The organism is Chryseobacterium sp. JK1 (assembly GCF_050632815.1).
GTDB lineage: Bacteria > Bacteroidota > Bacteroidia > Flavobacteriales > Weeksellaceae > Chryseobacterium.
The window spans coordinates 1,372,863-1,396,299 of the sequence record NZ_JBODRU010000001.1 but is presented as its reverse complement, the minus strand read 5'-3'; the positions used below and the strand labels follow the sequence as shown (position 1 = coordinate 1,396,299).

Sequence of the window (23,437 nt, the reverse complement as noted above, 5' to 3'; positions counted from 1 at the left end):
TTATTTGCTTTTAAAGATGAAGTTCGAAAACTTCGTTGTGGTAGTTTAGGTTAGCAATAATGCAATTAGCACGATTTATTTTACATTCCTTTTAGGAATGATTTTTATTTTAATAATACAAATATATAAAAAAGATTTAAGGCTGAAAAACGCAAAACCCTCTATTTTAGAAGGTTTTAATTATTTTTTTGAAGATTTTGATTTTACAATCGCATTCACTTTAATTCGACCATTATGTAATTTCTCAATTTCAAAATTGCCATTAAAGGTACTTATATTCGCTAACCTTAATAAATCTTCGTGAGAAAATTTATGATAAGGGTTAGAAATATCATTTCTTGTTTTAGAATTATATGTAATTTTCCTTAAGGACATTACCATGTATTATTCAAACAATCATACAACAAATCATATGCCTGTTTTTGAGTATCCAAAGTTAAACAATAATCTTTCTTTCTTCTATTATTTTTTAACGCAACAATAGTATATTTATTATTCGTGTCGTTATATGTACAGGTTACTAAATATTTTTGTTTCTCCCATTTTTCGATATTAGTGGTTTTTGAATATACCCAATCATCGCTATTATTGATTTTGCTTAAATCATTCAACATTTCTAAAACTGAATCATATCTTTCATTTGGATCAGCTTTAAGTGCTTTTCTAATCACTTGTATAATACCTTTTGGTATATGTGGTAAAAAATAATTTCTAATTGGAAATTTTTCACGAATTAAATTATTGATAAAGATGCCATCATTAGTAACGCCCTTAGATGTAAAAGATTCATCTAATTGTTGAAAAAAGATATCATCACCATTGCACATTCTAAATAAAGTTAATCCTGATTGATAAATATCAAATTTAATATTATGTGCTGGTTGTGAAAATAATTCTGGGGGTGCAAATTCTTTAGTTGTACCTCTGATATTAGCAAATCCATAAAAACCTAAGTATTCTGCTAATCCAAAATCAGATATAGATGCAGTATTGGTGTTGTCAATTAATATATTTTCAGGTTTGATATCATAATGTATCAATTGTTTTGAATGAATAAAGTTTAACCCTGAAAGGAATTGCAATGAATATCTAATTATTTCTCTGGATGTTAAGAATTTATTATCAATTATAGATTTCAGTGATCCTTTTGGATATAATGGCATAGCGAGATATATAAAATCATTATCTTGACAGCCATACATTACTTTTACAACATTATGATGAGATGATAAATATAATTTTTGTGATTCTTCAAAATACTTATCAATGTCAGTAAAATTACTTTTTGGAATCTTTTTAATTACAATTTCAGCATTTAATTGTGTGTCTATAGCTTTATACACAGTAGCTTCACCGCCAGATCCAATTCTGCTACCAAGTGTGAAGTTTAATAAGGTGTTTGTAAACATAATTAAAGATTTAGCGCAGCATTTGCAGTTAAAATAGTTTCTCTTTCTTCCAATGATAATTTATCCCAATTGATTTCTGTTGGGATATTTTCATAATCCAATTCTGCTTGCGCATATTTCTTAAACTCATCTCTTTTAATTCCTAAAAGTGATGTGAATTCAGCAATCTGTCCCGCTTTATATTTTTCTACATTAGAACTTGCAATGGTTTCTTGTAATACCCCCTCTATATAGACCCTCTCAATTATTGTACTATTGAAAGTAATACCGAATTCACAAATTCTTATTATTGCCTTCTTAATCTCATATTGAAGAAGAATATCCAATATTGTATTACGAACAAAGTTTAAAGCTTCTGGCCAATTAAGTGCTAATGGTATTTTTAGATGTGTAATATCAATATAGTTGAGTGAGCCATCTGGTAACTCTTCTAGAATGCAACAATAAATCCTACTATTGGATTTTACTCTTAAACCGATTACTGTCATGAAATATTTGTTATTAGTTTTTTCAATATACAAACATTCTTCACATCGGATTTACTGTTTTCCGTAATGATTATTTTTCTACTGTTTCTTTTTCTAAATTTATATTTTCTTGAACAGTTTTCTGATTTACATTTTCATCAATTTGTTTTTCAACATTTTCTTGAACAGTTGTAACAGTAGGATTTTCTAAATTTTCTACGATGAATTCTTTTAATGATTTCATAATGATTGAATTTTAGATATGTATGCAACTTCATCGGTTCGTAACAAACTATGTCTAAAGTTTAGGATATATGATTCATATTACATCCTGACAACTGAAAAATTATTATAATGCAATTTTAACTAATCCAATAATTCTATTTATGGTAATAAAAACGGTTTTTAAACCATAAAATATCATAAGTTACCAACATATATTAATAACTATTGTAAAACTGATTTTTAAATTCATTATCTTTGCTAAAGTTGATGATACAGATGTGGATGTATTCTACAGGCGATAACGCTGAGTTTGTAATCAGAACGACTCAGGTTGCAGCCTGAGTCGTTCGGTAATTGGTTTAATTCAAAAAATCCGGATCAATGGAAACTTTTGAAAAAAATGGAAAAACTTATAAAAAAGTTTTTACCAGATCAATTAAAAAGAATGGTAAAACTATTTACCATCCAAAAGGAGGATTATTTGTTTTCTATGTAGAAATTAAATAATTTCCTTTTATTTAGTACTCCTTGTTGATGCAAGGAGTATTTTATTTTAGATAACTTTCTAAGTATTCTGGTCAATCATGTTGTTGTGTAACAACAATGCAAATATATAACAAAATGTATTAAATATATCATTTTAGATATACAAAATGTATATTCAAAATGATAAAGATGATAAGGATAATAGGTTAGGTTATTGATAAAGATAATACCATTGATGGTTGAGCTTTATAAAATATTATATTTACTTATTAAAAACTAATACTTATGAATCGTATAATATTAATTGGGAATGGTTTTGACTTAGCTCATGGAATGAAAACAAGCTATGGAGATTTTATTAATGATTATTGGGCTGAGAAAAGAAAGGAAGTTTTAAATGACACACATCGAGGTACTAAATATGAAGACGATAGTATTATTATTGATCGAGTTCCTCATCTTATATATTCTGAAGCAGCTGCAGGTGAGTCTGAACATGAAATTCTATTAAAAAGTTTAAAATATAATAATAGTAAATTAAGATTCAAAAATGAATTTTTAGATACTTTGACACAAAAAAGATATTCACTTAATTGGGTTGATATTGAGAATGAATACTATAAATTACTTAAAAACACTTATAAAGTTAGTTCTCCTCCACGTTATAAAATAACTGATTTGAACAGAGATTTTAAAATTGTTGAGTTATTATTAGAAAAATATCTTACTAAAATACAAACTATATTTTCAAAAAGTTTTCCTATTACAGTTGAGGAAATGAGTTTTAAAAAATCAATATATGAAGTCATATATTCTGATTTTAATTTACGAGATTTTTCTGAATCATCTATTAATCATTTAACAGAAGAAATTTTTCAAAACATTTATTCAAATATTAAAGATTTAGAAGAGGGTAATATTCACATTCAAGATCTTAATTTGTCGGATAGAGAAACAAGATTATATAATGCATTAGGAGGTTTAAAGGACAAAAAAAGAAAAATAAAAGAATTATTAATATCTGGGGCTTCGCTCAATTATTTCCGTTATAGACCAAAAGAAGTATTATTTGTAAATTTTAATTATACATCAACTGAAACACATTATAGTAATCCTCCAAGTGATAGTGAGTTTGGCAATGATATATCAACAGATATTATTCATGTTCATGGAGTATTAAATAATAAAACTGGTAATAAAATAATTTTTGGTTTTGGAGATGAAATTGATAAAGATTATTTGGAAATTGAAAATCTTAATGATAATGAATATTTACAGAATATCAAATCAATGAAATATCTTGAAAGTGACTCTTATAAAAGATTATTGGAATTTATGAATTCCAATAACTATCAAGTAATTATATTTGGACATTCTTGTGGTATTTCTGATAGAACTTTACTCAATACTTTATTTGAGCATAAAAATTGCACCTCAATAAAACCATATTATCGACAAAAAGATGATGGGACTGATAATTATAGTGAAATGATAAAAAATATTTCAAGAAATTTCACTGATAAAGCTTCAATGCGAGACAAAGTTGTAAATAAGAAATATACAAATGCATTATTCAGATAGTAAAATGGAGAACATTTAGTTCTCCATTTTTTCCATAAAAATTGAAAGTGATATACTTAATTGTTTTTTTGCTGAAGTTTAATATTTTAAACTCTGCCCCTGTAAAGGAATAATCTTCTGTAGGAAATGCAGAAATGATGGCAATCCCATTTTTCTCTTTACTGAAAATCCTATCGTAAACTTCGTTTTTAAGTTTGCGCATATATACCTCCGAGAATCTTTTTGACCAAGAGTCAAGACTATCTTTTTCAGCAGCGGTAAGACTATTGATTTTAGCTTTTACATCAGCTATTTGTTTTTGTTTGCCTTTCATTACATAAAAAACATTTTCATTTTCCGAATTATCTTCCATGTAATACTTCTTCCCATCAAAATAGAAACCTATCATATCTTTTGTACTCGAATACCCTTTACACTCAGTAATATATGTTACAAAAAGCATATCCTGGGACTGATATTTTTTATCATAATAAACCAATAATTAATGAAATAATCACAGCAATAATAATCTTGGGTAACGATATACTTGAATGCACCATTGTATAGTGCGTTTTGGAATAGGTTTATTATATGATAATCCAATCTAAATTATAATATATCATATTTTGTATCGAAATTAAAGATTAGTTTATTTATAAAATTAATTTGATGATCATCTTTAATAAAGATTCAGGCGCTGGTACATTGAGGTATATCATTACCAAATATTATTGATCTGGTTTTAGGTCTAAGTAATAGAGGAATCATTAGGCTTATCCGATGGAGTAAATATTTCAACCTTTTTTATGATTAAAGAGGTAGCATTCTCAAAAGCGGGATCAATGTTCTTTCATTGAAGTTTTTACCTATATTTGCGTGGTTTAATTCTGCTGAATTTCAGGATAAAACCGCTGACTCCATCGTCAAATATCAGAAATTAGTTAAATAAATAATCATGAAATATCAAGCAATATTTATTGTTTTGTTATCATCTGCACACCTCTTTTTTGCCCAGGTACTTGATAATAATTTTGGAACCAATGGAAAAATGGTTTATGACATCAATGCAAACTCAAATATTGAGAAAATAGGGTCGATGGTTGCTGTGAGTAACAGTAAAATACTGGTTGGAGGTACTGACAATACCAGCGCTTATCTTGTGAGACACAATTCTGACGGTTCTTTTGACACTACTTTTCAGAGTAACGGAATCAAACAGCTTCCTTTTAAATCAATTGAAAAAATATTAAAGACAAGCAACAACGAGATGATCATTCTCGGAACTAAGCTTGCCACCGACGGCTATTTTAACATCATCATCTGTAAAGTTGATGAAAATGGAAATTATGTTACAAATTTCGGTACAAACGGTATTCTGGAAATCAATTTTGGCGCTCAGTCAGATGACAATGTCTTTAGCGGTGAACTGCAATCTGACGGAAAAATAATTGTGGTCGGTAACAAAAGAGGCACGAATGCATTGACAGAAGGTTACGTTTTGCGTTTATTACAGAACGGTCAATTTGATACTACGTTTAATAATACCGGACTATTTACTATTGCACCTGTTAATCACCGCCATTATTTGAATTCCGTAAATATTGCTCCAAATGGAACAATCGTTTGTTCAGGCTATCTTTTGCTGACGACAGGCTCCAACCAAGGTAGAATGTTTATATTAAGATTGTTACCAAACGGAACTTTGGATACTTCATTTGCCTCCGTAGGATACAGATATTTTAATGTTACGAATATAGGTAGCTCACTGTCAAATACCAATATTGTTTTAAGTGACGGAAGTATTTTATTGGGCGGAGAATCGTTCTCATCGAGCAATAACAATGTTTCAGATAACTTTACGATAATAAAATTCAATGTAGATGGTTCTTTTGAAAATTCTTTCGGAACGAACGGTGTTGTACAGACACTTCTTCCAAGTATCGGAGGTCAGCTGAGAAATATGAAATTAGATTCTTCAAATAATATTATCGCAGTTGGTTCTACGTACTCGGCGACCAATGGTAATGAAAATTTTGCGATGATGAAATTTAATCTATCTGGGATTTTAGATACACAATTCGGAAATTCCGGTGTTGTAATTACAGATTTTTCAGGATTTCAGGATATTCCGTATTCATCGTTGGTTTTTGATTCAAAAATAATTCTTGCAGGATTCGCTTCTTCTTCAGATTTTCCCAGCAACAGCAAATTTGCACTTGCACAATACACATACAATAACTTAGGAATTGTTGAGTCTAAAAAAGCAGATAACTTCAAGATTTTCCCGACAATTTTTTCAGACAATATTAATATAAAATGTGAAAAAGAGAGCAAAGTAAGCGTTCGTATTTTTGATTATTCTGGTAAACTTATTTATGGAAAAGAAAATTTCAGATGCTCTCAGACTCCGGAACAGCTGCAACTACCGATCTCAAAGCAAGGAGTATATTGGTCACAAATCAATTCAGGAAATAAAATTTCTGTTCAGAAATTGATAAAGAAGTAATATTGGAGTTGCTAACTTTGTTAGGACATAATTCTTATACTCTTTAACTTTAAGAGTATGAAAAAGATCAAAAAAAGTACCCTTATTTAAAATTAACAGCTCCCTAAAAGGCAGTGAAATATAAAGGATGAAACTGTAATCCCCTAAACACTTGCTTTCATCCCAACAGCAAAAGCCTTCCCACCAGAAGGCTTTCAAATCCCCCTCCCTCTCTTCCTACTCTTCCCCAGCTCCTGTTTCTGCTCCTCCTTCCACAATTCCTAAAAGAAAACTCAAACTTCCCTATCCTTTTATCAAACCTAAGATACCCCCTGATACTCCTTCCTATTCCTATCCACCAGCCCATCCACATACGCTACCTCTCCTTTATTCAACTTCTCCACCTGCCATTTCTTAAGCTTCTTCCCTCTGAACACCTCCGGAACCTGCGTGAAATCTCCTACTCCCAATCTCCTTACATTTTTATCCAGCAAAAACTCCACATACCTTTTATCTGCATTATACTGCACCGCAGCATTAAACAATGTTCCTCTGGCAGAAAGCATATTTTCAAGATACAACGGTTTTCCTTCTCTTAGTATTTTTCTCTGCTGTCCATCCAACGTCACTCCTTTAATCACCAGTGGAATCCTAACAAACTCAGTCTTAACCTGAATCAACTCATTAGTCAGCCTATCCCTGCTAATAAGTGAAGGCACCAACTCTCCTGTAATCCTATGGACCAAATCTACCACCCTTCCTATATTCCCATTATCCATAAGATTTCTTTTATCTTTTTCTGAAAATGTATGCCCAAAGAACGGTATAGAGAAATCAGGCACCCTTCTTACAGGATGAAACATAAGTTCCACTTCACCAAAATCATTAGCCTTTAAAGAAAGCCTTGCTTCCATGATTCCCTTTACTGTTCCCACATCAATATGTACCGGAACTAACTTATCCGTTTTATAACCTTTCAGCATAGATTCCAAAACCCCAAGTTCCTGTAATATCTCTTTACTGAGCCCCAGCTTCTCCATCATCTTCCAGTTCACCTGCTCAGGTTTATATAAGTAATTATTAGAAGCCTCCCCTCTTTCACCTTTTATTTCTCCTCCAGAACTCCTATAAGCCTCCACGCTCTCAATAGAAATTTCATAGTCTTTCAATTCCCTTTTTCCTCCATCAGAACTGTCATCAATATACCTCTGTAAGTGTAAAGCAGTCTGCCCGGCTTCATATTCCGATACCTTAAAAAATGAAAACTCCAGAGGCTCTTTAAGCTGATGATAAAATCCAGCATAAAACGCTGCAAAAGAATCTTCATTAGAACCAACACTTACTATTTCTGCATTGTTCAGCTCCCTGGGGTCCACCTTATGCAATTCGCCATCCTCACCCAATCCCTGAACGATACCCACAGTACCCGTTTTATGATGTAACACCAGCAAAGTATCAGCTTTCTTTTTAATTGATATCCGGCTGTTCATTTGTCTCTGTATTCATACCATTCTTAATTATGCGGATTTCAAATTACAAAACCGGGCAACTTTTTTATAATAACAGGAGATAAAAGACTTCAATTGTCTTTGAACAGCCTTACTGCATAAAAAAGCCTCCCGTGTCAATAGGAAGGCAAAAGTTCAAAATGAATGATAAGTAAAGATGTAGTGTTAACCAAGTTTTTTCTTAAAAACCTGCTTTAACATTAACAATGGGTATGTCATATATATCTGTACTTTTACACTGCCATCAAATGGTAAGTTTAAATTAAAATTTGATTCAATATACTTTTATAACACCCTAAAATAAACTCAGTATAGTATAACTGTGCATCTAATGCCTGGGTCTTATTATGAAGCTCTATTTGTTTGGAAAGTACGACTTCTCCTTTGTAACTGAATGAACAGAATGAATACACTTTGAATCCTGAATTTCTTACAGATTCAGCATAACCAGTAGAAGCGATACCCCATGCTGTTCCAAATGATTCAGCAACCTTTGTAGCCATTGTATCGGCCATTTTTTGGGTCTCAAAACCATTTTCCTGAACTTCAATTCTATTGATATCTAAAAATCTAGCTTTTTCTGGTAATGTAAAAGTTGTTATTCCTCCTTTGTAAAAAAGCTTTGCATAAGGCATCTGGGAAAAAGCCAGCTGTAATAATCCCGAAGTTACGCTTTCTGCTATAGAAACCGTTTCATTCATTGTTATGAGTGAAGTACTGATATAATCAAGTAAGTTTTGCTGAAATTTCATGGGTTTTACTATTTAATGTTGATTGAAAAAGCTTTGTACGCTGTTGAAATCAATGCTCAGATAACATCATAGTCATTCATTGTTGTTACAAAATAATGCTCAATCATTTCTTTTGCATTTCTGCATATTGACAAAAGATCTTCTCTGATCATATCTTCAAAAATAAACTAGTCCTGAACCTCAATAATGAACTCAGTCACTTTTTCGGTATTCATCAGATCAAAGGCCATTAAATCATTTAAAGTATCTAATCTACATTCTTCCCTAAAAAAAGGAAGTTTTCGGGTAATAGAATTTTTAAACTGAAAAAGATGTATTGTTTTCATGACTTCCTGTATTGAATTAATAAGAAGAACCGCCTGTTCTGTATGTGAAAAAATTTCTTACACATTTTTATTCAGACAAACTCTTTTTTGGGGCTCTGTTGATGGTATTTATTATACATGATCACATCAGCATGGATAAAAAGGACAGAAACCATAGGTTCCTATCCTTAATTAATTAAAACCTTTTGAAAACAGATCTACTATTTTATCTAGATTTTAATATGCTCATTATCAAAGTTGAGAATCCTTAAGTTTGTTAATTTATCATGGGTTATATTGGCTTTTCCAGTCTTAATTACTACTACGATGTTTTTAAATACCGGAGAACAGCATTTTGTATGATATATACCTTCAACTGTTCACTCTATTTTCCAATCTAAAAATTACACTTTTTATGGTGATAAAACTTTAATGGATTTGATAAATTCCTGATTATTATACTACAAAGATGGCCTTATCAGTATATACTAAGCTATATAAATCTGAAATATTCTTACATATATCCCACTTTTTATAAGTCTTCCAGATTTCCAAGAGGTCTTTGTTTCAACTGCTTGTAAAATGAGGGTGATAGTCAGGTGATCTTTTTAAACTGGTTATAGAGATGGCCTACACTGCTGTAATTAAGTTTATAAGGGATTTCTGTAAGATTGAGCCCGTCATATAACAGTAATTCTTTTACCTTTTCTACTTTATTAATGATGATAAAATGCTGAAGGGTCATTCCTTTCACTTCAGAAAAGGTATTCGAAAGGTTGGTTATGCTCAACATCTTTGGAAAGGTGCTTTGCCAATAAGACGACTATCCCCAGGGATAATATTAAGAATATACAATTGTTTTCGGGAAATCATTTCATGACTATTCTGTACAGACTGGTTTTCGGATAGCTTATTTTGTGGGGAAATGAAAAAGCTTCAATGCCTAAACGTTCTCTATATCTTAAAGAGCCTATTACAATACAGCTTCCGATAATTCCGGTAAGGATTATCATTACTGCGGCAAAAACTGTATCCCTGGCAAGAGTAATAGTTTCCAACCCTTTCGCCCCCATCATAATAGAAATAATAAGTCCTACTTCTATAACCGTAATGGCAAATGCGAGAAGTAAAGTCCCAAAAGGCTCCCCTAAACGATGGGCAATGACTTCGGAATGATACACCGCAGCTAAAACACTACCCATCAAAAATAAAGCAAGAACCACAGAGTAGAATCCTGAAGAAAAAACAGTATTTCCAACATAGAAGAGCCATGCCAGGATAGGAATCATAGACGGCCACATCCATAAATATTTTTTTATACTCATAAAAGCTTAATAATTTTTACAATTGAATTGCCCTCTGGAAAAATTAACAGGCTTATATTTTCTTTTCAAAACAGTCTTGTACATGGTTTGAATCAGACTAGAGATAAAAATATACCCGAGAATATTGAATAATGAAAAAAAGAGAATATACCGGAATCAAGAGCCCGGATTATCAGTTCAATGTAGTTACACCGCAAGATACAAATAATCAACCACTTATTCAGATTACATATCAGTATTTTAAGTTTGCAATGATTTCATAAAGTTTAATAACCACTATTACTTCATCAGTGGCAATAAGATGCATAAAATAAACTTCGATTTTGTAAAAGTGTGATATGTGCAAAATAAAAGAAACAATCTATAATACACTAGATTATTAAACCCCCAACTTTGTACTGTAGCAATGAAGTTACCCTAAAATCCACTTTATGGACACACACCACAACAAAGGCGACCAATTTTTCAAAACTCCGGGAGACTGGATTAAACATTCAAAACAATTGAAAGAAAAATTTTCAATATTAACGGATCAAGACCTGAAGCTTGAAAAAGGTAAAGAAAAGGAAATGCTAGAAAGAATCGGAAACAGATTAAGAAAAAACCGTGAAGAAGTTCTCAATATTATCAAAGAAATTAATGTTTCATAAATTGGTTTAAAGAACTGTTAAAATCTATTAAAAAGGTATAACTGGATAAAGGGATGGAATATTAGATAGTTCCATCCCCTTTTATTAAAAATCTCTTTTACTCTTTTTATGCGTAAACCAACCGTGATGAATCATAAAGAACTTGAGAAATCAAAAGTATATATAACAACTCAGATTGTAGAATACATTCCGAATTCTGTTGTCAGCAAAACAATACTGGAAAAACTCACAGGTAACATAAGTGCTTTGTCATTTAATGAAAAAGAGGGATTACCTGAAAAAACCTCTCCTTATGACGCTTTTGCCCAAATTATTGAAGGTGAAGCCGAGATTATTATAGACGGAGCTACTTATTTTATGGAAAAAGGTGAATGTATAATTATTCCAGCCCATAAATCTCATTCGATAAAAGGAAATAAACGCTTTAAGATGATATTAACAATTTAAACACTATATTTATTTTAGTGAAAAAGATATTTTAAAAATTTACTCATGATCTTCAGAACGTACCTTATCTAAAAAAGATCAACAGGAAAATAAAAGATAAGTTTCCTTAATAAAACCTCAAACTAAATTTTTTATCCTATTAAATATTTTTATAATGAAAACAATACATCTCTTTCGCTTTAACGATTCTATCTTCCGTAAAATTCCTTTTTTTGAAGAAAAACACAGGTTGAAAGACGATATAACAGAAATTGATTTATTGACTATCGAAATAGTAACTGAATATATCGTGAAAACCCAGGATGACTTCAATTTCGACAACACATCAGGAAATGATCTTTTATCAATGTGCAAAAAAGCTCAAAAAACAATTGAACATTACTTTTTAGTGGGAGTGAATGGCTATGACGTAATTTGACAAGTTTTAATCAAATTTCATGCAGATATAGAAATAAATATAATTAATACAATATACCGTCATTACTATTATTTTTTTCCAAAAAAGTGATATAGAAAGATAACGTTTCCCGTGTAAGTGGGTTTAATCTGATTTCTTATTAAAAGTTTGCTTCTACCTCTACTTTTATAGTCCCTCTTAGGTTTTCAACAGATTTTACAGTTGCCTGAAACTTTACATCACTACCTACAAATACAGCTTGACAAAATTTAAAATTCTCAATCCCATAATTGATTTCATTTTCACGTTCCTTACCTCAGCAATTTGCTTCCATAAATAAGGGATTAGCACCAGTAACAAATAGCCATGAGCAATGGTACACTTAAAAGGATCCTCATTTTTGGTCCTTTCTTCATTAACACGAATCCACTGATCATCTAAAGTCGCTTCTGCAAACCTATTGATTTGCTTCTGTTCTACTATGTGCCAGTCAGAAAATCCAACCCTTGTTCTTCTAAAGCCTTATAATCCATAATATTGTTAATGATAATCATGTTTGTCTGTATTTACATTTAAGCTGATTGGAATTCTTTCTTGAAAAACCTCTCACGCACTGTGAGAGGCAAACGAACATAGTGGAAGATAAACAGTAATTAAACTTACACCAATGTTCTTTCAAACAATATACTTCAAACTCCAAAGGTTACTGGACTTTGAATTTTAAAAAAATAAAATACTGAAATTGAAAATAATATTTATCTCAAACAGATGATATTAAGGATAATTAACACCAATATAGCATTGACAGCATTTAATCCTTTATCACTCTTTTGTATATCGAAGACGACTTTATCATTTTCACGAATTGCTCTGGTGTCTAATCCTGAAGAATGTACAAATATGTCCTTACTCCCATCTATACGATAAATAAATCCGAAACTTTTGGTTCATTAAAAAATTTTACTATGCCTTGTTGCATTGTAATTATTATTAAAAAATTATTTATTATTTTCTTTAAACTTTACAGATTTTATTTGTGAAACGATCTGAACTTTAGTACGGGTAAAAACCAGTGAATCCCTCGTATTTCCATTTTGCAATAAATCCAATTGGTAAGCCGTCATATTTTTCAAACAGCTGCGGAATAAGCGTTGCAAAGGCTGCCATTTTTCCCCGTCCCAGTATAGGCATTCTGATAAAGTACCATTTTTCAGAAAAACATTCTTTTCTTGTTTTTTCTTATTCTATTATTTCATTATGTACAGATATTCTGCCGTCGAAGAAATAAAAACTTATTTCTTCCAGTCTTTCAAAGTCAATATAATGTAATCTATGATGGATACTAATCGGTTTTTTTAGAGAAAGTACAGCTTCCAGCGGTACAAGTTGAAAAAAATTAATAAACCCTTGATATTTTTCCTTTCTCGAATATTTAACTTCAACTCTTTTTATTTCTTGAGGATCTGTTTTCAGATCATTAATAAGTACTTGTGTTATGGTCATATCTGTATTATTAAGTGGTGATTGAAACGTTAGTTTCTGCGATCAGAATTTAAACTTCATTTTACATTGCAAGAATACTGCCTATCTGTCTGAAAGATTATATTATAGATACCACATATTGATTTTTTATCTCATAGATGTTATAACCCTGAGAATGATTTCGTTCTTTTCCCCAAATAGGGTTTATTCTAACTCTAGCTAGCAACTTCCTTAATATAGGTGAGTAGATTTCTAATAAAAAATTAACAGATACTGTTCAAAATTTTAAGATTTCTTTAAGTACCACATCTTATCTGATATATTATTTAAGGCACAACAGTTGCAAAGCTTATAGTACCATTTTAAAAAATAAAAATATGAACAACGAAAAAACAGTATCAGTATTGAATGATCTACTGAACATTACAAACGACAGAATTAAAGGATTTTCTAAGGTCGAGGACAAAGTATGGGATCACTATCCTCAGCTGAGGTCAGAATATAATACAATGGTTTCACAATCTCATACTATGAAAAATGAACTCTCTGATCTTATTACTGCCAAAGGCGGGACGCCTGATCATTCAGGATCTGCAGCAGGAGCTATTCACAGGGCATGGATTGACGTAAAGAATTCTTTTGCGGGAGATACAGCCAGTTCTACCTTGGGAAATGTTGTATATGGTGAAAATGCTGCTATCGATGCGTATCAACAAGCATTAGAAGGTGGAGATTTATGTCCTGAAAGTTCACATCTGGTTCTCAATCAGCTTCATCAGCTAAGGGCCTCTCATGACAAATTTCAAAATCTTGAGGACTTAAAAAATTAACATTGATCTCCGTTTCATAAGGAAGCGGATTTTTCATAATGATCGTCTCCAGCTTTCTCTCAATGATAGATTCAGGAGGAAATGAGTATACCGCTTGTAGATGATCTATTTATAAAATTCCAACAAAAAACAAACTTATATGTCAAAGAAAATTGCAATACTTGCCACACATGGTTTTGAAGAGAGTGAACTAAGCGCTCCTAAAGAATACTTGGAACAACAGGGCTGGACCACTCATATTGTGAGTCCAGAAAGTGGAAGCATCAGATCTTGGGCAGAAAAAGACTGGGGTAAATCATATCCTGTAGATCAACCTTTGGAAAGTGCGAAAGCTTCTGATTACGATGCATTAGTTCTACCGGGAGGTGTTATAAACCCTGATCATTTAAGAACAAATAATCAGGCCATTTCTTTTGTGAAGGATTTTTTCGATCAGCATAAACCTGTAGGAGCAATTTGCCATGGACCTCAGGTGTTGATTAATGCTAATCTTTTACAGGGTAGAAAATTAACTTCTGTCCATTCGATCAGCCAGGATTTAAAAAATGCGGGAGCTCACTGGGAAGATCGTGAAGTGGTAGTAGATGGCGGACTCATTACCAGCAGAACGCCAGAGGATCTCCCCGCCTTTAATTCCAAGCTTGTAGAAGAGATCAGGGAAAGCAATCATTAGATGAAAAACTTCTAATCAATAATCAGGCCCGGTGATTTCGGGCTTGATTATTTTATAGATGATAAGAATACCCCTTGTGATCTATAATTTTTTATGTTAATATCAGCAAAACGAAGTAGTACTACATAATTTTTGCAATGATAAACCCAGCGATCAAAGCTATAATAGCTACAATAAAAATCTTACTATAATTTGTTTTACGGGTGTTGACTTCGTTTGTCAATCTTAGATTTTCCAGCTGCAAAGATTCTATTCCTACTTTTAAAGACGCTGTTTTTTCATTAATGGCTGACTGTATATTTTTTTCATGCAGAAAGGCCAGCTCTTTTTTATGGCTTTCCATTTCATCCTGTCTTTGTTTCTGCTGCTCTGAAAAATTCTTCTGCATTTCATGAATTTGCTTGGATGAAGATTCCTGAAACTTCTGGAATTCCTCTGTTCTTTTTGAAAGCTGTTCTGTCAGGGTCTTCACTTGCTCTGCATGTTTCTGCGAAAGATCTTTCTTTAACTTTTCCACCTCTTCATTACGTACTTTAAGCTGATCAGAAAAAGTTTTTATCTGATTTTCAGACTGTTCTTTAAATAGTTTCTGAGCTTCAGTAAATTCATCATTCTTTTTTTTCAACTGTTTCTCTAGTGTGGATACCTGTTCTGAAAACTGTTTACCCACATCTTTTTTAACTTCATCGATCAATAATGCTCTTGAATTTGATTTCTCATGGGATAATTTTTCCACAATAGAGTGGAGTCCTGCTCCATAATCATGGGGCAGATGAAATCTTTTATCGGCCAGCTTATCAAGCAGTGTTTCATCTACTGTATGTCCTATTGCAGTTACGGTGACAGCATCAATGGTAATAAACAATTGTGAAAGGGCAATATCATTAAAAGTTTCCATACTTTGTCTGTCTCCTCCTCCTCTTACCAGAGCAATAATATCATAACCTAATTCGGCGACCTGCTCAAGTTTTGCTGCAATAGAAGTCGATGAGGTAATGCTACAGGTATATTCTGAAATTTGAAAATATTTCTGAGATACATCCAGACCTTCTCCAAAATCTTTCTGAACAATTGCATTATTACCATAAATATTAGCAATTCTGATCTGCTCATCTTTTAGAATCTTATGTCTGATTATTGTTTCAAGATCTTTAGAACCCTGTTCCAGTTTTTTCTGAATAAGTTCATATTTTTGTAATTCTTCTTCAGAAATCGCCCGCTCTTCCTGCTGAATAATCTCATCAACGACAAACCTCAGTTCTATGGAGGAGTTTTTGATATTTTTCTCTATGTAACCTCTTAATGTATATATTTCGTTGTTTTCAATTTTACTTCTAAGGAGTGTCGATACTCTTACTCCAATTGACACGGCATCTGACTCTGAGAAAAGATTATCATAATAATAGTTTCCGTAGGCCTTACCACCACCAAAAGCATATCTTCCCTTTAAATAAATAAGATTAACTGTTGCATTAGCCTTTAATGCATTACTAAATAGCCCCAGTACTGACCCTGGAGAATATACCTGGTAAGTAAGTTCATTTCCCTGCATGCTCTATAACTCAAAAATTAAATGATGCCAAAGGTATTGCTATTTTACTGAATTAAGAGTAAATGGGCTATTTATTCATTTTGTGCACCTGTTATAAAAAAATACTGATACCACATTTTTATTCTTTATTAATTCGCTTTTGTATTTTTGTTAAGATACCATGAAAGTATCTATAAAATTTTCACTCATGAAATTGCCTCCAAACTTTGAAGATCTCTATGTACAAGAAGTTTTATATAATACTTCTTTAAAAGACCTCATTAATGAGCGTTGGAAACCTATTGAAAATTATGAAAACTATATGATTTCCAACTATGGCCGAGTCAAGAGCAGGGAAAGACTCATCTCTACACCCAGGGGTAAAGAATTGAAAATGCGCGCATTAATCATGAAACTGATTTTTGTACAGCGAACCAATAATTATTTGGAGAATAATACTTATAATGTTCACTGTAGCCTCTCCTCAGATGGAAAAAAGCATCGAAAATCTGTTATACGTCTGGTCTATTATCATTTTATTGAAAAGTTTGATTATCATGACCGATCTATTCTTATTACCACTAAAGATAGCAACAGCCTCCATCTTCATTACAGGAATTTAGAGAAGATGTCACCTCATGAAATTCGACTCAGAATGTTTGAGAAAAACCGTGCAAAAAATCGTAAAATCATTTATATGCAGGCCGTTAGTCAATACAGTACGAAAGGTAAATTATTGGTAAATTTCGAAAACATGTATGCTGCTGGAAAGGAGTTCAATATTACTCCTGAAAGCATCATGGATGTCATCCACAAAGAATTTTTAACAGCGGGTGGATTCCGATGGTTTTTAACATCTTCTCCTCCTTCACCAGAAGATTTTATAGTAGATAACCCTGCCATTATTCCAGGCCCGCTGCTCAATACCTCTCTATGGGAAAAGCTGAGCAGGCCTTCTGTTAATAAAAATAGTCCTCCCGCTTGTATGAATTTGTCCTTAAAAGATCTTCCTGGAGAAATTTGGAAAATAATTCCAGGCCTTGGTAAAAGATTTGTTATTTCTAATCAAGGAAGAGTGAAAAGACTGGCAGGATGGACCTCCGCAGGTAAAGCTGTTTTCCTTAAAGAGCAGGTTCTTTCTCAGATGATCTCTCAAAATAGCAATGGCTCCTACTCTCTTTACTGTTTAGTACGTCATGAAGGCATAAAGACCCGTATAAGCATTGCAAAATGGGTATATTTTTGCTTTATTGAAAAGTTTGATATCAAAAGCAGGGCATTCATTGTTGTTAATACAAATACTCCTGCTTGGAATATTGATTTATCAAAACTTTGTCTAAAGAATATCTATTCTGTGCTAAGAAAAATGTAACCTCTAAAAGGAGAAATCTTCTTCTCTGATCTGTCTATGGATATCATATTGTTTTTCTTTATCATAGGCGTACCTTGGATCAGGTATCATCGGCATTTTTGTCATTTTATGGATGAAAAAAAGAAACTTTTTATTTTTCCCTTTAATTTCAATAATTGTATTTATAATCTTTTTTTCTAATTATGAAAAAGGTTTTAGAGTAGGAACTTGGGGGAATAAATAGATCAATTAACTGGAAATAGAATTAAAGTATTAAATAATCTAAAAAACATTGGAAAGAAATTCCGGACCGTTATCGGTTCTTATGCGCTTGGGTTTAGGTCTGTGTATGATTAACTCCTTTAGCTTTTGCACTAACCTGATGCCTGAAATTGAATAGAACACTTCGTTGATCAATGATTCTCTATTATAATCATCAATGACATTCAGTACTCTAAACTTCCGCCCATTAGACAAAGCATCACTCATAAAATCAATTGACCATGCCTCATTGACTCTGCCCAGAACAATCAATTTCTCTTTTATACGACTTGGAATGCGAGCTTTACGTTAACCCTTAGTTTCAAGTTCATATTCCGATAAACACGAAGTACTCTTTTTCTGTTCCAAAGCAAACCTTCCAAATGCATCTTATCATAATAGGTTTCAAATCCCCTTGTGGGATATCTTTCTGCCAAATCCAGTAATTTTGAAATAACTGCCTGATCGTCTTTTTTATGCCCATAATAATACATACTACGGCTCATACACACGATCTTACAAGCCCTATGAACACTGATTCCTGTTTCACTAATTACCCCTTCAGCCAGCTCTTTTCGTTCACAGAGTTTTAAAGCTTTTTTTCTATGATATCTTTTAAGATGCGATGGTCCAGGCTCAGATCAGCAAACATCCGCTTTATATGGGCATTTTCCTCTTGTAGAGCTTTGAGCTCCTTAAGATACTGGGCATCCATTCCTCCATATTTCTGCTTCCATTGGTAGAAAGTAGGGGCTGAGATTCCATGTTCTCGACAAAGGATATTTGTCACTTTCCCAGATTATCAATATTCTTTCAGAATATTGATAATCTGGGGTTCTGAAAATTTACTCTTTTTCATAAGGTTTAACAAACTAAATTTAATAATTTTAATTTGTTTGAAAAACAGGGAAGTTTACCAAGATTTGAAACTTAACAAGAGTTATGTTTTTATTACCTTGAATGATGGGATTTCTTATAAAAGATTGACCTCTATCAATAAAAAAGTCTTAACAGTAACTGCTGATAATTCATTCTATCGCCCTTATAATATCCCTCTAGATGAAATTGTTGAAATATGGCAATATGCTTCGGGTATATTTCCTGAAGATTTTGAGCCTAAACTCATTGAAAACCAGAATTTACAGGAAATATTTCATGAAATCCAAAAAAGTATACAGGTACTTGATGAAAAGTTGTCAAAAATTCATTAAAAACTCTTATATTAATTCCTTTATCAGCATAACTTATGACCATCTCTTACTATGACTTCCAAAACTTAGCTGACCGTCAGGCTCAGTATGATTTTGTTCTTAATTACGGCCATCTTATCAGTGAAAGAACCGCTTCCCAATCAAAATATATGCTGTATAAAGTTTCAAATTTTTCCGTGGAGCTTATCTATAACACCCTGCATAACAAAATTATTGGCATGAATATTTTTGAAAACACTTCTCCCTTTTCAGGAAGCTATTAACAATATTTGACCTATAAAAACCCCTGTTTTATTGATTATAAAACAGGGTTAAAAACACAAATGATGAAAAAAAATATCTCTTGAAAGAGACATTTTAAATGTAGTTATTTTTCAGATAATAGATAACAAAAATCTATCAAAAAATTCACTTGATTTTTTAGTCACCCACTGGATAATATACGTTGACAGTTAAAGCCAAATCTTTCCAGTGGCTACCATTTTTAATTTCTTTTATTTTATCCGTTTACATTCGATGTTAAATAAACATTTAGCATCATGGAAAATATTACTAATACTCAAAATCCAGATCCTTCTTTAATCAATATTCTATTGGTTTTAAATCCCAAAACCAGCAAGATTGAAGCAGTCAAGACTGTTGATAATACAGGTAATTTAAAGACAGTACCCAATACAGAAAAGTATCAGAATCAATTTTTAAAAATTGATAAGCAAGGAGATTTATTCTCCAATTTTTTCTCCAACTTTTTGAGTCAGATCAAAAATCCGACTTTGTTCAACTTTTTTAAATCGCCGCTCAAAGAGTCCGAAAACATTGGAAAACAGATTCAGCACCACCTTAAAAACCCCAGTACTGAAGGGGAAGAATTTCTAAATACCTACAAAATATTAACCCCAAATACCAATACGATGAGTACAAACCCTTTATCAGAAAAAGAATATCAGTATTCCGCTGATCAAATCGACTGGAATATGATGTCAAAATTCGGCTTAAACCAGGAAAAACTAGAAAAGGTAAATGCCTTAGATCCCATGCTAAAAGGATTTAAAACCAATGGTCTTGTTCCTGTTACCATTAATCTGGGGACTGCTCTTACCAGAATGGATGCCCGTCTTTCACTAAACACTAATGATGTGGGAGACGTTGTCATCAACATCCATGGTATAAGAAAAGAGCCTAACTTCAACTTTAAATTTCTTGGGCATGAATTCAGTTCTGAGGATAAAAAAAACTTAATGGAGAATGGCAATATGGGTCGAGTTGTAGATCTTGTCAACCCGAAGACCGATGAAATCATCCCTTCCCTTATCAGCAGAGATCGATTAACCAATGAGCTTGTAGCTTACAAAGTTGAGAATATCAAAATTCCCAATGAAATTAAAGGTATAAAATTAGATGAAGAACAAAAGCAAACCCTGATAGAAGGCAAGACATTATATCTGGAAGGCATGATTTCCACTAAAGGCGAACCTTTTAATGCGCATGTTCAGTTTAATGCCGATAAGAAATATGTTGAATTTCTTTTTGATAACAACCAAAAGCAGCATCAAACCCAACATAATCTACCAATTGAGGTTCCAAGAACTTTCAGAGGAAAAGAGCTCAGTGAAGAACAGTACAGTCAATTTAAGTCAGGGCAAACAATCTATATTGACGGGCTGCTTGATAAAAAGGATCAGCCTTATCAAGGTTATATCACTCTTAATCAAGAAACAGGAAAAATTGATTTTTCCTTTCAAAATCCTAATAAATTGAAAGAGCAGGCACAACCTACAGAGACCCATAAAACACAAACTGCTGTCAACTCGGAAGGCAAGACCAATGAAGCCACTAAAAATCTTAAAACCCCTTTACAAAAAGCACAACAATCTCCAAAAGATAAAAAACAAAAAGATCTACAGGAGAAACCTCAACCTCGTTCTAAAGGGCGTAAAATGTAATACTAACTTCAAAAAATTATATCAAAATGAAAGTAGTATTAGCAGAAAAGCCCAGTGTTGCCCGAGAAATAGCGATGGTTTTGGGAGCAACTGAAAAGAACGAGGGATACTTAACAGGTAACGGCTATGCTGTTACCTGGTCTTTTGGTCATTTATTGGCATTGGGGATGCCTGAAGATTACGGCATTTCAAGTTTTAGTAAACAGTCTTTACCTATTTTACCGGCACCTTTCAAATTAACCGTTAAAAAAATAAAAAAGGGCAAGCAATATAGAGTGGATTCAGGAGCATCCCAACAACTGAAAATCATTGAAAAACTATTTGCTGCATGTGATCATATTATTGTGGCTACAGATGCAGGAAGAGAAGGAGAACTTATCTTTCGGTACATCTATGACTATCTAGATTGCAAAAAACCATTTGAAAGGTTATGGATCAGCTCGTTAACAGAAAAAGCAATTAGAAATGGTTTTCAAAATTTAAAGCCTGGCGTTCAATATGACGAATTATTTCAGGCGGGTCAATGCAGAAGCAGAGCTGACTGGTTATTAGGGATTAATGCTACTCAGGCATTAACTATAGCTGCAGGTAACGGATTATATTCATTGGGAAGGGTTCAGACTCCGACATTGGGTTTAATCTGCAAACTTTATCAGAAGAACAAAAACTTCATCACCCAGAAATACTGGCAGATTGAATTGATGCATCAAAAAGACTTTATTGAATTTAAAAGTCTTGGAAAACTAAAATTCACAGCAAGAAAACAAGCTGAAGATATTGTAAAATCATTGGAAAGAAACCCAACCACAGCAACAATTACTTCCATTGATGTAAAAACGCTAAAAGAGCAACCTCCTCTCCTTTTTGATTTGACAGGCCTGCAAAAAGAGGCAAACAAGAGATTAAATTTCAGTGCAGAGGAAACGCTGAATATTGCTCAGAGTCTCTATGAGAATAAATTTATTACCTATCCGCGAACGGGAAGTCAATACATCCCTGAAGATCTATGGCAGGAAATCCCTGATCTTATAAGAATTCTACAGGAAAAAGAACCCTATAAAAAGACAACGGGCGCAATTCCGTGGGGAAACCTTAATAAAGGAATTGTAAATGATGTGAAGGTTACCGATCATCATGGATTGCTCACTACTGATAAAATTCCTTCAGTACTAACGGCAAAAGAAAATGCCATCTATCAGTTGATTGCTTTCCGCTTACTGGAGGCTGTTTCACAGCCTTGTATCAAAGAAATTACAGATATCGATTTACAGGTGCTTCATCTTGATTTTGCAGCTCAGGGATTTAAAATCTTACAAAAAGGTTGGCGTAATATAACCGGTATTTTTTCAGATGATTTTGAACAGGTTGAGGAGCTGCCTGAGATTAGGGAAGCTGTAGAACTCAAAATTAAAGAGATTATGATCCTTGAAAAGAAAACCCAAGCTCCCAGTCTTTATACTGAAGGAAGCCTATTGTCTGCAATGGAAAATGCCGGAAAAGATATTGAAGAAACAGAACAGCGGAAAATATTAAAAAATATAGGCATTGGCACACCTGCAACAAGGGCATCTATTATTGAGACGTTAATTCATCGGGGTTACATCACAAGAGATAAAAAATCAATTATCCCAACTGATAAAGGTCTACATGTTCATAGCCTGATAAAAGATAAGAAAATAGCCGATGTTTCTTTAACTGCAGAATGGGAATTAGAAATGCAGCGTATAGAAAATAATGAATCCAAGGCAGCTGAATTTCAAAAACAAATTGAAAGCTTTACAAAATCTGTTACTGAGGAATTACTGCAGATCCACATTGAACAGCCTCATCTTCCCAGTATGATATGTCCAAAATGTAAAACGCAATATTTGCTTATTCATGACCATATTGTAAAGTGTCCTGATATTCATTGCAGTTGGTTGCAGTTTAGAAATATTTGCGGTATACAAATCTCATTGAATGATATAAAAAGTCTTGTTAACACCGGTAGAACTTCATTAATAAAGGGAATGAAAAGTAAGTCAGGAAAAACTTTTAATGCTCATATCATCCTAAATGACAAAATTGAAAGTTCATTTGAATTTGAAAGAAATTGATAGGTTAATTTTCCCCTTTAAACGAAGCAAACTTTATTTATAA

Annotated in this window: 30 protein-coding genes and 1 pseudogene; 14 read left to right on the top strand and 17 right to left on the bottom strand. The window is 32.6% G+C overall.

Annotation, left to right across the window (positions count from 1 at the left end; translation table 11 throughout):
• Positions 1 to 374: 374 nt before the first annotated feature.
• The 3 genes from ACQ76T_RS06265 to ACQ76T_RS06255 form a co-directional block, all read right to left on the bottom strand.
• Positions 375 to 1,409: a serine/threonine-protein kinase gene (locus ACQ76T_RS06265; protein ID WP_431342467.1), complete on the bottom strand. Its 1,035-nt coding sequence runs from the start codon at positions 1,407 to 1,409 to the stop codon at positions 375 to 377.
• Positions 1,410 to 1,411: 2 nt separating this feature from the next.
• On the bottom strand, positions 1,412 to 1,897 hold the full coding sequence (locus ACQ76T_RS06260) for a hypothetical protein (protein ID WP_431342466.1): 486 nt from the start codon (positions 1,895 to 1,897) through the stop codon (positions 1,412 to 1,414).
• A gap of 70 nt (positions 1,898 to 1,967) precedes the next feature.
• On the bottom strand, positions 1,968 to 2,120 hold the full coding sequence (locus ACQ76T_RS06255) for a hypothetical protein (RefSeq protein ID WP_431342465.1): 153 nt from the start codon (positions 2,118 to 2,120) through the stop codon (positions 1,968 to 1,970).
• A 362-nt stretch (positions 2,121 to 2,482) separates the two neighbouring features.
• Between ACQ76T_RS06255 and ACQ76T_RS06250 the strand changes: the two genes are divergently transcribed.
• Positions 2,483 to 2,608, top strand: a complete 126-nt coding sequence (locus ACQ76T_RS06250; RefSeq protein WP_431342464.1) for a hypothetical protein — start codon at positions 2,483 to 2,485, stop codon at positions 2,606 to 2,608.
• Positions 2,609 to 2,872: 264 nt separating this feature from the next.
• Complete coding sequence (locus tag ACQ76T_RS06245) at positions 2,873 to 4,168, top strand: AbiH family protein (RefSeq protein ID WP_431342463.1); 1,296 nt, start codon at positions 2,873 to 2,875, stop codon at positions 4,166 to 4,168.
• Here the strand turns inward: ACQ76T_RS06245 and ACQ76T_RS06240 are convergent.
• A complete protein-coding gene (locus tag ACQ76T_RS06240) occupies positions 4,161 to 4,610 on the bottom strand; it encodes a hypothetical protein (protein WP_431342462.1) in 450 nt (149 codons plus the stop codon). The two genes, ACQ76T_RS06245 and ACQ76T_RS06240, sit on opposite strands and share 8 nt — an antisense overlap.
• A gap of 492 nt (positions 4,611 to 5,102) precedes the next feature.
• Here ACQ76T_RS06240 and ACQ76T_RS06235 point away from each other — a divergent pair, with 492 nt between their 5' ends.
• Positions 5,103 to 6,653, top strand: coding sequence for a T9SS type A sorting domain-containing protein (locus ACQ76T_RS06235; RefSeq protein ID WP_431342461.1), 1,551 nt, complete (start codon positions 5,103 to 5,105; stop codon positions 6,651 to 6,653).
• Positions 6,654 to 6,952: 299 nt separating this feature from the next.
• Here the strand turns inward: ACQ76T_RS06235 and ACQ76T_RS06230 are convergent, their stop codons facing one another.
• The 5 genes from ACQ76T_RS06230 to ACQ76T_RS06210 all read right to left on the bottom strand — a co-directional run bounded on the left by ACQ76T_RS06230 (position 6,953) and on the right by ACQ76T_RS06210 (position 10,522).
• Positions 6,953 to 8,122, bottom strand: coding sequence for a DUF3945 domain-containing protein (locus ACQ76T_RS06230; protein WP_431342460.1), 1,170 nt, complete (start codon positions 8,120 to 8,122; stop codon positions 6,953 to 6,955).
• Positions 8,123 to 8,397: 275 nt separating this feature from the next.
• Positions 8,398 to 8,892, bottom strand: a complete 495-nt coding sequence (locus tag ACQ76T_RS06225; RefSeq protein WP_431342459.1) for a CinA family protein — start codon at positions 8,890 to 8,892, stop codon at positions 8,398 to 8,400.
• A 167-nt stretch (positions 8,893 to 9,059) separates the two neighbouring features.
• Positions 9,060 to 9,218 carry a hypothetical protein gene (locus tag ACQ76T_RS06220; protein ID WP_431342458.1) on the bottom strand — a complete coding sequence of 53 codons (159 nt, stop codon included), beginning with the start codon at positions 9,216 to 9,218 and terminating at the stop codon, positions 9,060 to 9,062.
• Between the two features lie 574 nt (positions 9,219 to 9,792).
• The gene (locus tag ACQ76T_RS06215) at positions 9,793 to 9,990 is read right to left on the bottom strand and encodes a helix-turn-helix domain-containing protein (RefSeq protein WP_431342457.1); all 198 of its coding nucleotides are present in this window, start codon (positions 9,988 to 9,990) and stop codon (positions 9,793 to 9,795) included.
• A 76-nt stretch (positions 9,991 to 10,066) separates the two neighbouring features.
• Positions 10,067 to 10,522 carry a hypothetical protein gene (locus ACQ76T_RS06210; RefSeq protein WP_431342456.1) on the bottom strand — a complete coding sequence of 152 codons (456 nt, stop codon included), beginning with the start codon at positions 10,520 to 10,522 and terminating at the stop codon, positions 10,067 to 10,069.
• A 131-nt stretch (positions 10,523 to 10,653) separates the two neighbouring features.
• Here ACQ76T_RS06210 and ACQ76T_RS06205 point away from each other — a divergent pair, with 131 nt between their 5' ends.
• The 4 genes from ACQ76T_RS06205 to ACQ76T_RS06190 all read left to right on the top strand — a co-directional run bounded on the left by ACQ76T_RS06205 (position 10,654) and on the right by ACQ76T_RS06190 (position 12,037).
• Positions 10,654 to 10,785, top strand: coding sequence for a hypothetical protein (locus tag ACQ76T_RS06205; RefSeq protein WP_431342455.1), 132 nt, complete (start codon positions 10,654 to 10,656; stop codon positions 10,783 to 10,785).
• 168 nt (positions 10,786 to 10,953) lie between these two features.
• Positions 10,954 to 11,172 carry a hypothetical protein gene (locus tag ACQ76T_RS06200; RefSeq protein WP_431342454.1) on the top strand — a complete coding sequence of 73 codons (219 nt, stop codon included), beginning with the start codon at positions 10,954 to 10,956 and terminating at the stop codon, positions 11,170 to 11,172.
• Between the two features lie 126 nt (positions 11,173 to 11,298).
• Positions 11,299 to 11,619: a cupin domain-containing protein gene (locus tag ACQ76T_RS06195; protein WP_431342453.1), complete on the top strand. Its 321-nt coding sequence runs from the start codon at positions 11,299 to 11,301 to the stop codon at positions 11,617 to 11,619.
• Positions 11,620 to 11,773: 154 nt separating this feature from the next.
• Positions 11,774 to 12,037: a heme oxygenase gene (locus tag ACQ76T_RS06190; RefSeq protein ID WP_431342452.1), complete on the top strand. Its 264-nt coding sequence runs from the start codon at positions 11,774 to 11,776 to the stop codon at positions 12,035 to 12,037.
• Positions 12,038 to 12,262: 225 nt separating this feature from the next.
• Here the strand turns inward: ACQ76T_RS06190 and ACQ76T_RS06185 are convergent, their stop codons facing one another.
• The 4 genes and pseudogenes from ACQ76T_RS06185 to ACQ76T_RS06170 form a co-directional block, all read right to left on the bottom strand.
• Positions 12,263 to 12,481 carry a hypothetical protein gene (locus ACQ76T_RS06185; RefSeq protein WP_431343722.1) on the bottom strand — a complete coding sequence of 73 codons (219 nt, stop codon included), beginning with the start codon at positions 12,479 to 12,481 and terminating at the stop codon, positions 12,263 to 12,265.
• 290 nt (positions 12,482 to 12,771) lie between these two features.
• A pseudogene (locus ACQ76T_RS06180) lies at positions 12,772 to 12,995 on the bottom strand (cold-shock protein).
• Between the two features lie 74 nt (positions 12,996 to 13,069).
• The gene (locus ACQ76T_RS06175; RefSeq protein WP_431342451.1) at positions 13,070 to 13,207 is read right to left on the bottom strand and encodes a hypothetical protein; all 138 of its coding nucleotides are present in this window, start codon (positions 13,205 to 13,207) and stop codon (positions 13,070 to 13,072) included.
• A 48-nt stretch (positions 13,208 to 13,255) separates the two neighbouring features.
• Positions 13,256 to 13,519, bottom strand: coding sequence for a hypothetical protein (locus tag ACQ76T_RS06170; protein ID WP_431342450.1), 264 nt, complete (start codon positions 13,517 to 13,519; stop codon positions 13,256 to 13,258).
• A 356-nt stretch (positions 13,520 to 13,875) separates the two neighbouring features.
• On the opposite strand from ACQ76T_RS06170, the gene ACQ76T_RS06165 reads away from it, so the two are divergent.
• Together ACQ76T_RS06165 and ACQ76T_RS06160 are read left to right on the top strand one after the other, a co-directional pair.
• Positions 13,876 to 14,328, top strand: coding sequence for a PA2169 family four-helix-bundle protein (locus ACQ76T_RS06165; protein ID WP_431342449.1), 453 nt, complete (start codon positions 13,876 to 13,878; stop codon positions 14,326 to 14,328).
• Between the two features lie 139 nt (positions 14,329 to 14,467).
• Positions 14,468 to 15,001, top strand: a complete 534-nt coding sequence (locus ACQ76T_RS06160) for a type 1 glutamine amidotransferase domain-containing protein (protein WP_431342448.1) — start codon at positions 14,468 to 14,470, stop codon at positions 14,999 to 15,001.
• 121 nt (positions 15,002 to 15,122) lie between these two features.
• Here ACQ76T_RS06160 and ACQ76T_RS06155 read toward each other — a convergent pair whose 3' ends face one another.
• On the bottom strand, positions 15,123 to 16,553 hold the full coding sequence (locus tag ACQ76T_RS06155) for an exodeoxyribonuclease VII large subunit (RefSeq protein ID WP_431342447.1): 1,431 nt from the start codon (positions 16,551 to 16,553) through the stop codon (positions 15,123 to 15,125).
• A 187-nt stretch (positions 16,554 to 16,740) separates the two neighbouring features.
• Between ACQ76T_RS06155 and ACQ76T_RS06150 the strand changes: the two genes are divergently transcribed.
• Positions 16,741 to 17,904 carry an NUMOD4 domain-containing protein gene (locus ACQ76T_RS06150; protein ID WP_431342446.1) on the top strand — a complete coding sequence of 388 codons (1,164 nt, stop codon included), beginning with the start codon at positions 16,741 to 16,743 and terminating at the stop codon, positions 17,902 to 17,904.
• A 261-nt stretch (positions 17,905 to 18,165) separates the two neighbouring features.
• On the opposite strand, the gene ACQ76T_RS06145 is transcribed toward ACQ76T_RS06150, so the two are convergent.
• The 3 genes from ACQ76T_RS06145 to ACQ76T_RS06135 all read right to left on the bottom strand — a co-directional run bounded on the left by ACQ76T_RS06145 (position 18,166) and on the right by ACQ76T_RS06135 (position 18,934).
• The gene (locus ACQ76T_RS06145; RefSeq protein WP_431342445.1) at positions 18,166 to 18,417 is read right to left on the bottom strand and encodes a DDE-type integrase/transposase/recombinase; all 252 of its coding nucleotides are present in this window, start codon (positions 18,415 to 18,417) and stop codon (positions 18,166 to 18,168) included.
• Positions 18,418 to 18,425: 8 nt separating this feature from the next.
• Positions 18,426 to 18,650, bottom strand: coding sequence for a hypothetical protein (locus tag ACQ76T_RS06140; RefSeq protein ID WP_431342444.1), 225 nt, complete (start codon positions 18,648 to 18,650; stop codon positions 18,426 to 18,428).
• Between the two features lie 83 nt (positions 18,651 to 18,733).
• The gene (locus ACQ76T_RS06135) at positions 18,734 to 18,934 is read right to left on the bottom strand and encodes a transposase (protein ID WP_431342443.1); all 201 of its coding nucleotides are present in this window, start codon (positions 18,932 to 18,934) and stop codon (positions 18,734 to 18,736) included.
• A gap of 106 nt (positions 18,935 to 19,040) precedes the next feature.
• Between ACQ76T_RS06135 and ACQ76T_RS06130 the strand changes: the two genes are divergently transcribed.
• The 4 genes from ACQ76T_RS06130 to ACQ76T_RS06115 all read left to right on the top strand — a co-directional run bounded on the left by ACQ76T_RS06130 (position 19,041) and on the right by ACQ76T_RS06115 (position 23,394).
• Entirely contained in the window at positions 19,041 to 19,355 is a 315-nt protein-coding gene (locus tag ACQ76T_RS06130) for a hypothetical protein (RefSeq protein ID WP_431342442.1), read from the top strand.
• 35 nt (positions 19,356 to 19,390) lie between these two features.
• On the top strand, positions 19,391 to 19,618 hold the full coding sequence (locus tag ACQ76T_RS06125) for a hypothetical protein (protein WP_431342441.1): 228 nt from the start codon (positions 19,391 to 19,393) through the stop codon (positions 19,616 to 19,618).
• 276 nt (positions 19,619 to 19,894) lie between these two features.
• On the top strand, positions 19,895 to 21,298 hold the full coding sequence (locus tag ACQ76T_RS06120; protein WP_431342440.1) for a DUF3945 domain-containing protein: 1,404 nt from the start codon (positions 19,895 to 19,897) through the stop codon (positions 21,296 to 21,298).
• Between the two features lie 26 nt (positions 21,299 to 21,324).
• Positions 21,325 to 23,394 carry a DNA topoisomerase gene (locus tag ACQ76T_RS06115; protein WP_431342439.1) on the top strand — a complete coding sequence of 690 codons (2,070 nt, stop codon included), beginning with the start codon at positions 21,325 to 21,327 and terminating at the stop codon, positions 23,392 to 23,394.
• Positions 23,395 to 23,437 lie beyond the last annotated feature (43 nt).

Coding starts and splice junctions, on each gene's coding strand:
- ACQ76T_RS06265 (WP_431342467.1), bottom strand. CDS start 1,409: ATGTTTACAAACACCTTATTAAACTTCACACTTGGTAGCAGAATTGGA.
- ACQ76T_RS06260 (WP_431342466.1), bottom strand. CDS start 1,897: ATGACAGTAATCGGTTTAAGAGTAAAATCCAATAGTAGGATTTATTGT.
- ACQ76T_RS06255 (WP_431342465.1), bottom strand. CDS start 2,120: ATGAAATCATTAAAAGAATTCATCGTAGAAAATTTAGAAAATCCTACT.
- ACQ76T_RS06250 (WP_431342464.1), top strand. CDS start 2,483: ATGGAAACTTTTGAAAAAAATGGAAAAACTTATAAAAAAGTTTTTACC.
- ACQ76T_RS06245 (WP_431342463.1), top strand. CDS start 2,873: ATGAATCGTATAATATTAATTGGGAATGGTTTTGACTTAGCTCATGGA.
- ACQ76T_RS06240 (WP_431342462.1), bottom strand. CDS start 4,610: ATGCTTTTTGTAACATATATTACTGAGTGTAAAGGGTATTCGAGTACA.
- ACQ76T_RS06235 (WP_431342461.1), top strand. CDS start 5,103: ATGAAATATCAAGCAATATTTATTGTTTTGTTATCATCTGCACACCTC.
- ACQ76T_RS06230 (WP_431342460.1), bottom strand. CDS start 8,122: ATGAACAGCCGGATATCAATTAAAAAGAAAGCTGATACTTTGCTGGTG.
- ACQ76T_RS06225 (WP_431342459.1), bottom strand. CDS start 8,892: ATGAAATTTCAGCAAAACTTACTTGATTATATCAGTACTTCACTCATA.
- ACQ76T_RS06220 (WP_431342458.1), bottom strand. CDS start 9,218: ATGAAAACAATACATCTTTTTCAGTTTAAAAATTCTATTACCCGAAAA.
- ACQ76T_RS06215 (WP_431342457.1), bottom strand. CDS start 9,990: ATGTTGAGCATAACCAACCTTTCGAATACCTTTTCTGAAGTGAAAGGA.
- ACQ76T_RS06210 (WP_431342456.1), bottom strand. CDS start 10,522: ATGAGTATAAAAAAATATTTATGGATGTGGCCGTCTATGATTCCTATC.
- ACQ76T_RS06205 (WP_431342455.1), top strand. CDS start 10,654: ATGAAAAAAAGAGAATATACCGGAATCAAGAGCCCGGATTATCAGTTC.
- ACQ76T_RS06200 (WP_431342454.1), top strand. CDS start 10,954: ATGGACACACACCACAACAAAGGCGACCAATTTTTCAAAACTCCGGGA.
- ACQ76T_RS06195 (WP_431342453.1), top strand. CDS start 11,299: ATGAATCATAAAGAACTTGAGAAATCAAAAGTATATATAACAACTCAG.
- ACQ76T_RS06190 (WP_431342452.1), top strand. CDS start 11,774: ATGAAAACAATACATCTCTTTCGCTTTAACGATTCTATCTTCCGTAAA.
- ACQ76T_RS06175 (WP_431342451.1), bottom strand. CDS start 13,207: ATGCCTATACTGGGACGGGGAAAAATGGCAGCCTTTGCAACGCTTATT.
- ACQ76T_RS06170 (WP_431342450.1), bottom strand. CDS start 13,519: ATGACCATAACACAAGTACTTATTAATGATCTGAAAACAGATCCTCAA.
- ACQ76T_RS06165 (WP_431342449.1), top strand. CDS start 13,876: ATGAACAACGAAAAAACAGTATCAGTATTGAATGATCTACTGAACATT.
- ACQ76T_RS06160 (WP_431342448.1), top strand. CDS start 14,468: ATGTCAAAGAAAATTGCAATACTTGCCACACATGGTTTTGAAGAGAGT.
- ACQ76T_RS06155 (WP_431342447.1), bottom strand. CDS start 16,553: ATGCAGGGAAATGAACTTACTTACCAGGTATATTCTCCAGGGTCAGTA.
- ACQ76T_RS06150 (WP_431342446.1), top strand. CDS start 16,741: ATGAAATTGCCTCCAAACTTTGAAGATCTCTATGTACAAGAAGTTTTA.
- ACQ76T_RS06140 (WP_431342444.1), bottom strand. CDS start 18,650: ATGAGCCGTAGTATGTATTATTATGGGCATAAAAAAGACGATCAGGCA.
- ACQ76T_RS06125 (WP_431342441.1), top strand. CDS start 19,391: ATGACCATCTCTTACTATGACTTCCAAAACTTAGCTGACCGTCAGGCT.
- ACQ76T_RS06120 (WP_431342440.1), top strand. CDS start 19,895: ATGGAAAATATTACTAATACTCAAAATCCAGATCCTTCTTTAATCAAT.
- ACQ76T_RS06115 (WP_431342439.1), top strand. CDS start 21,325: ATGAAAGTAGTATTAGCAGAAAAGCCCAGTGTTGCCCGAGAAATAGCG.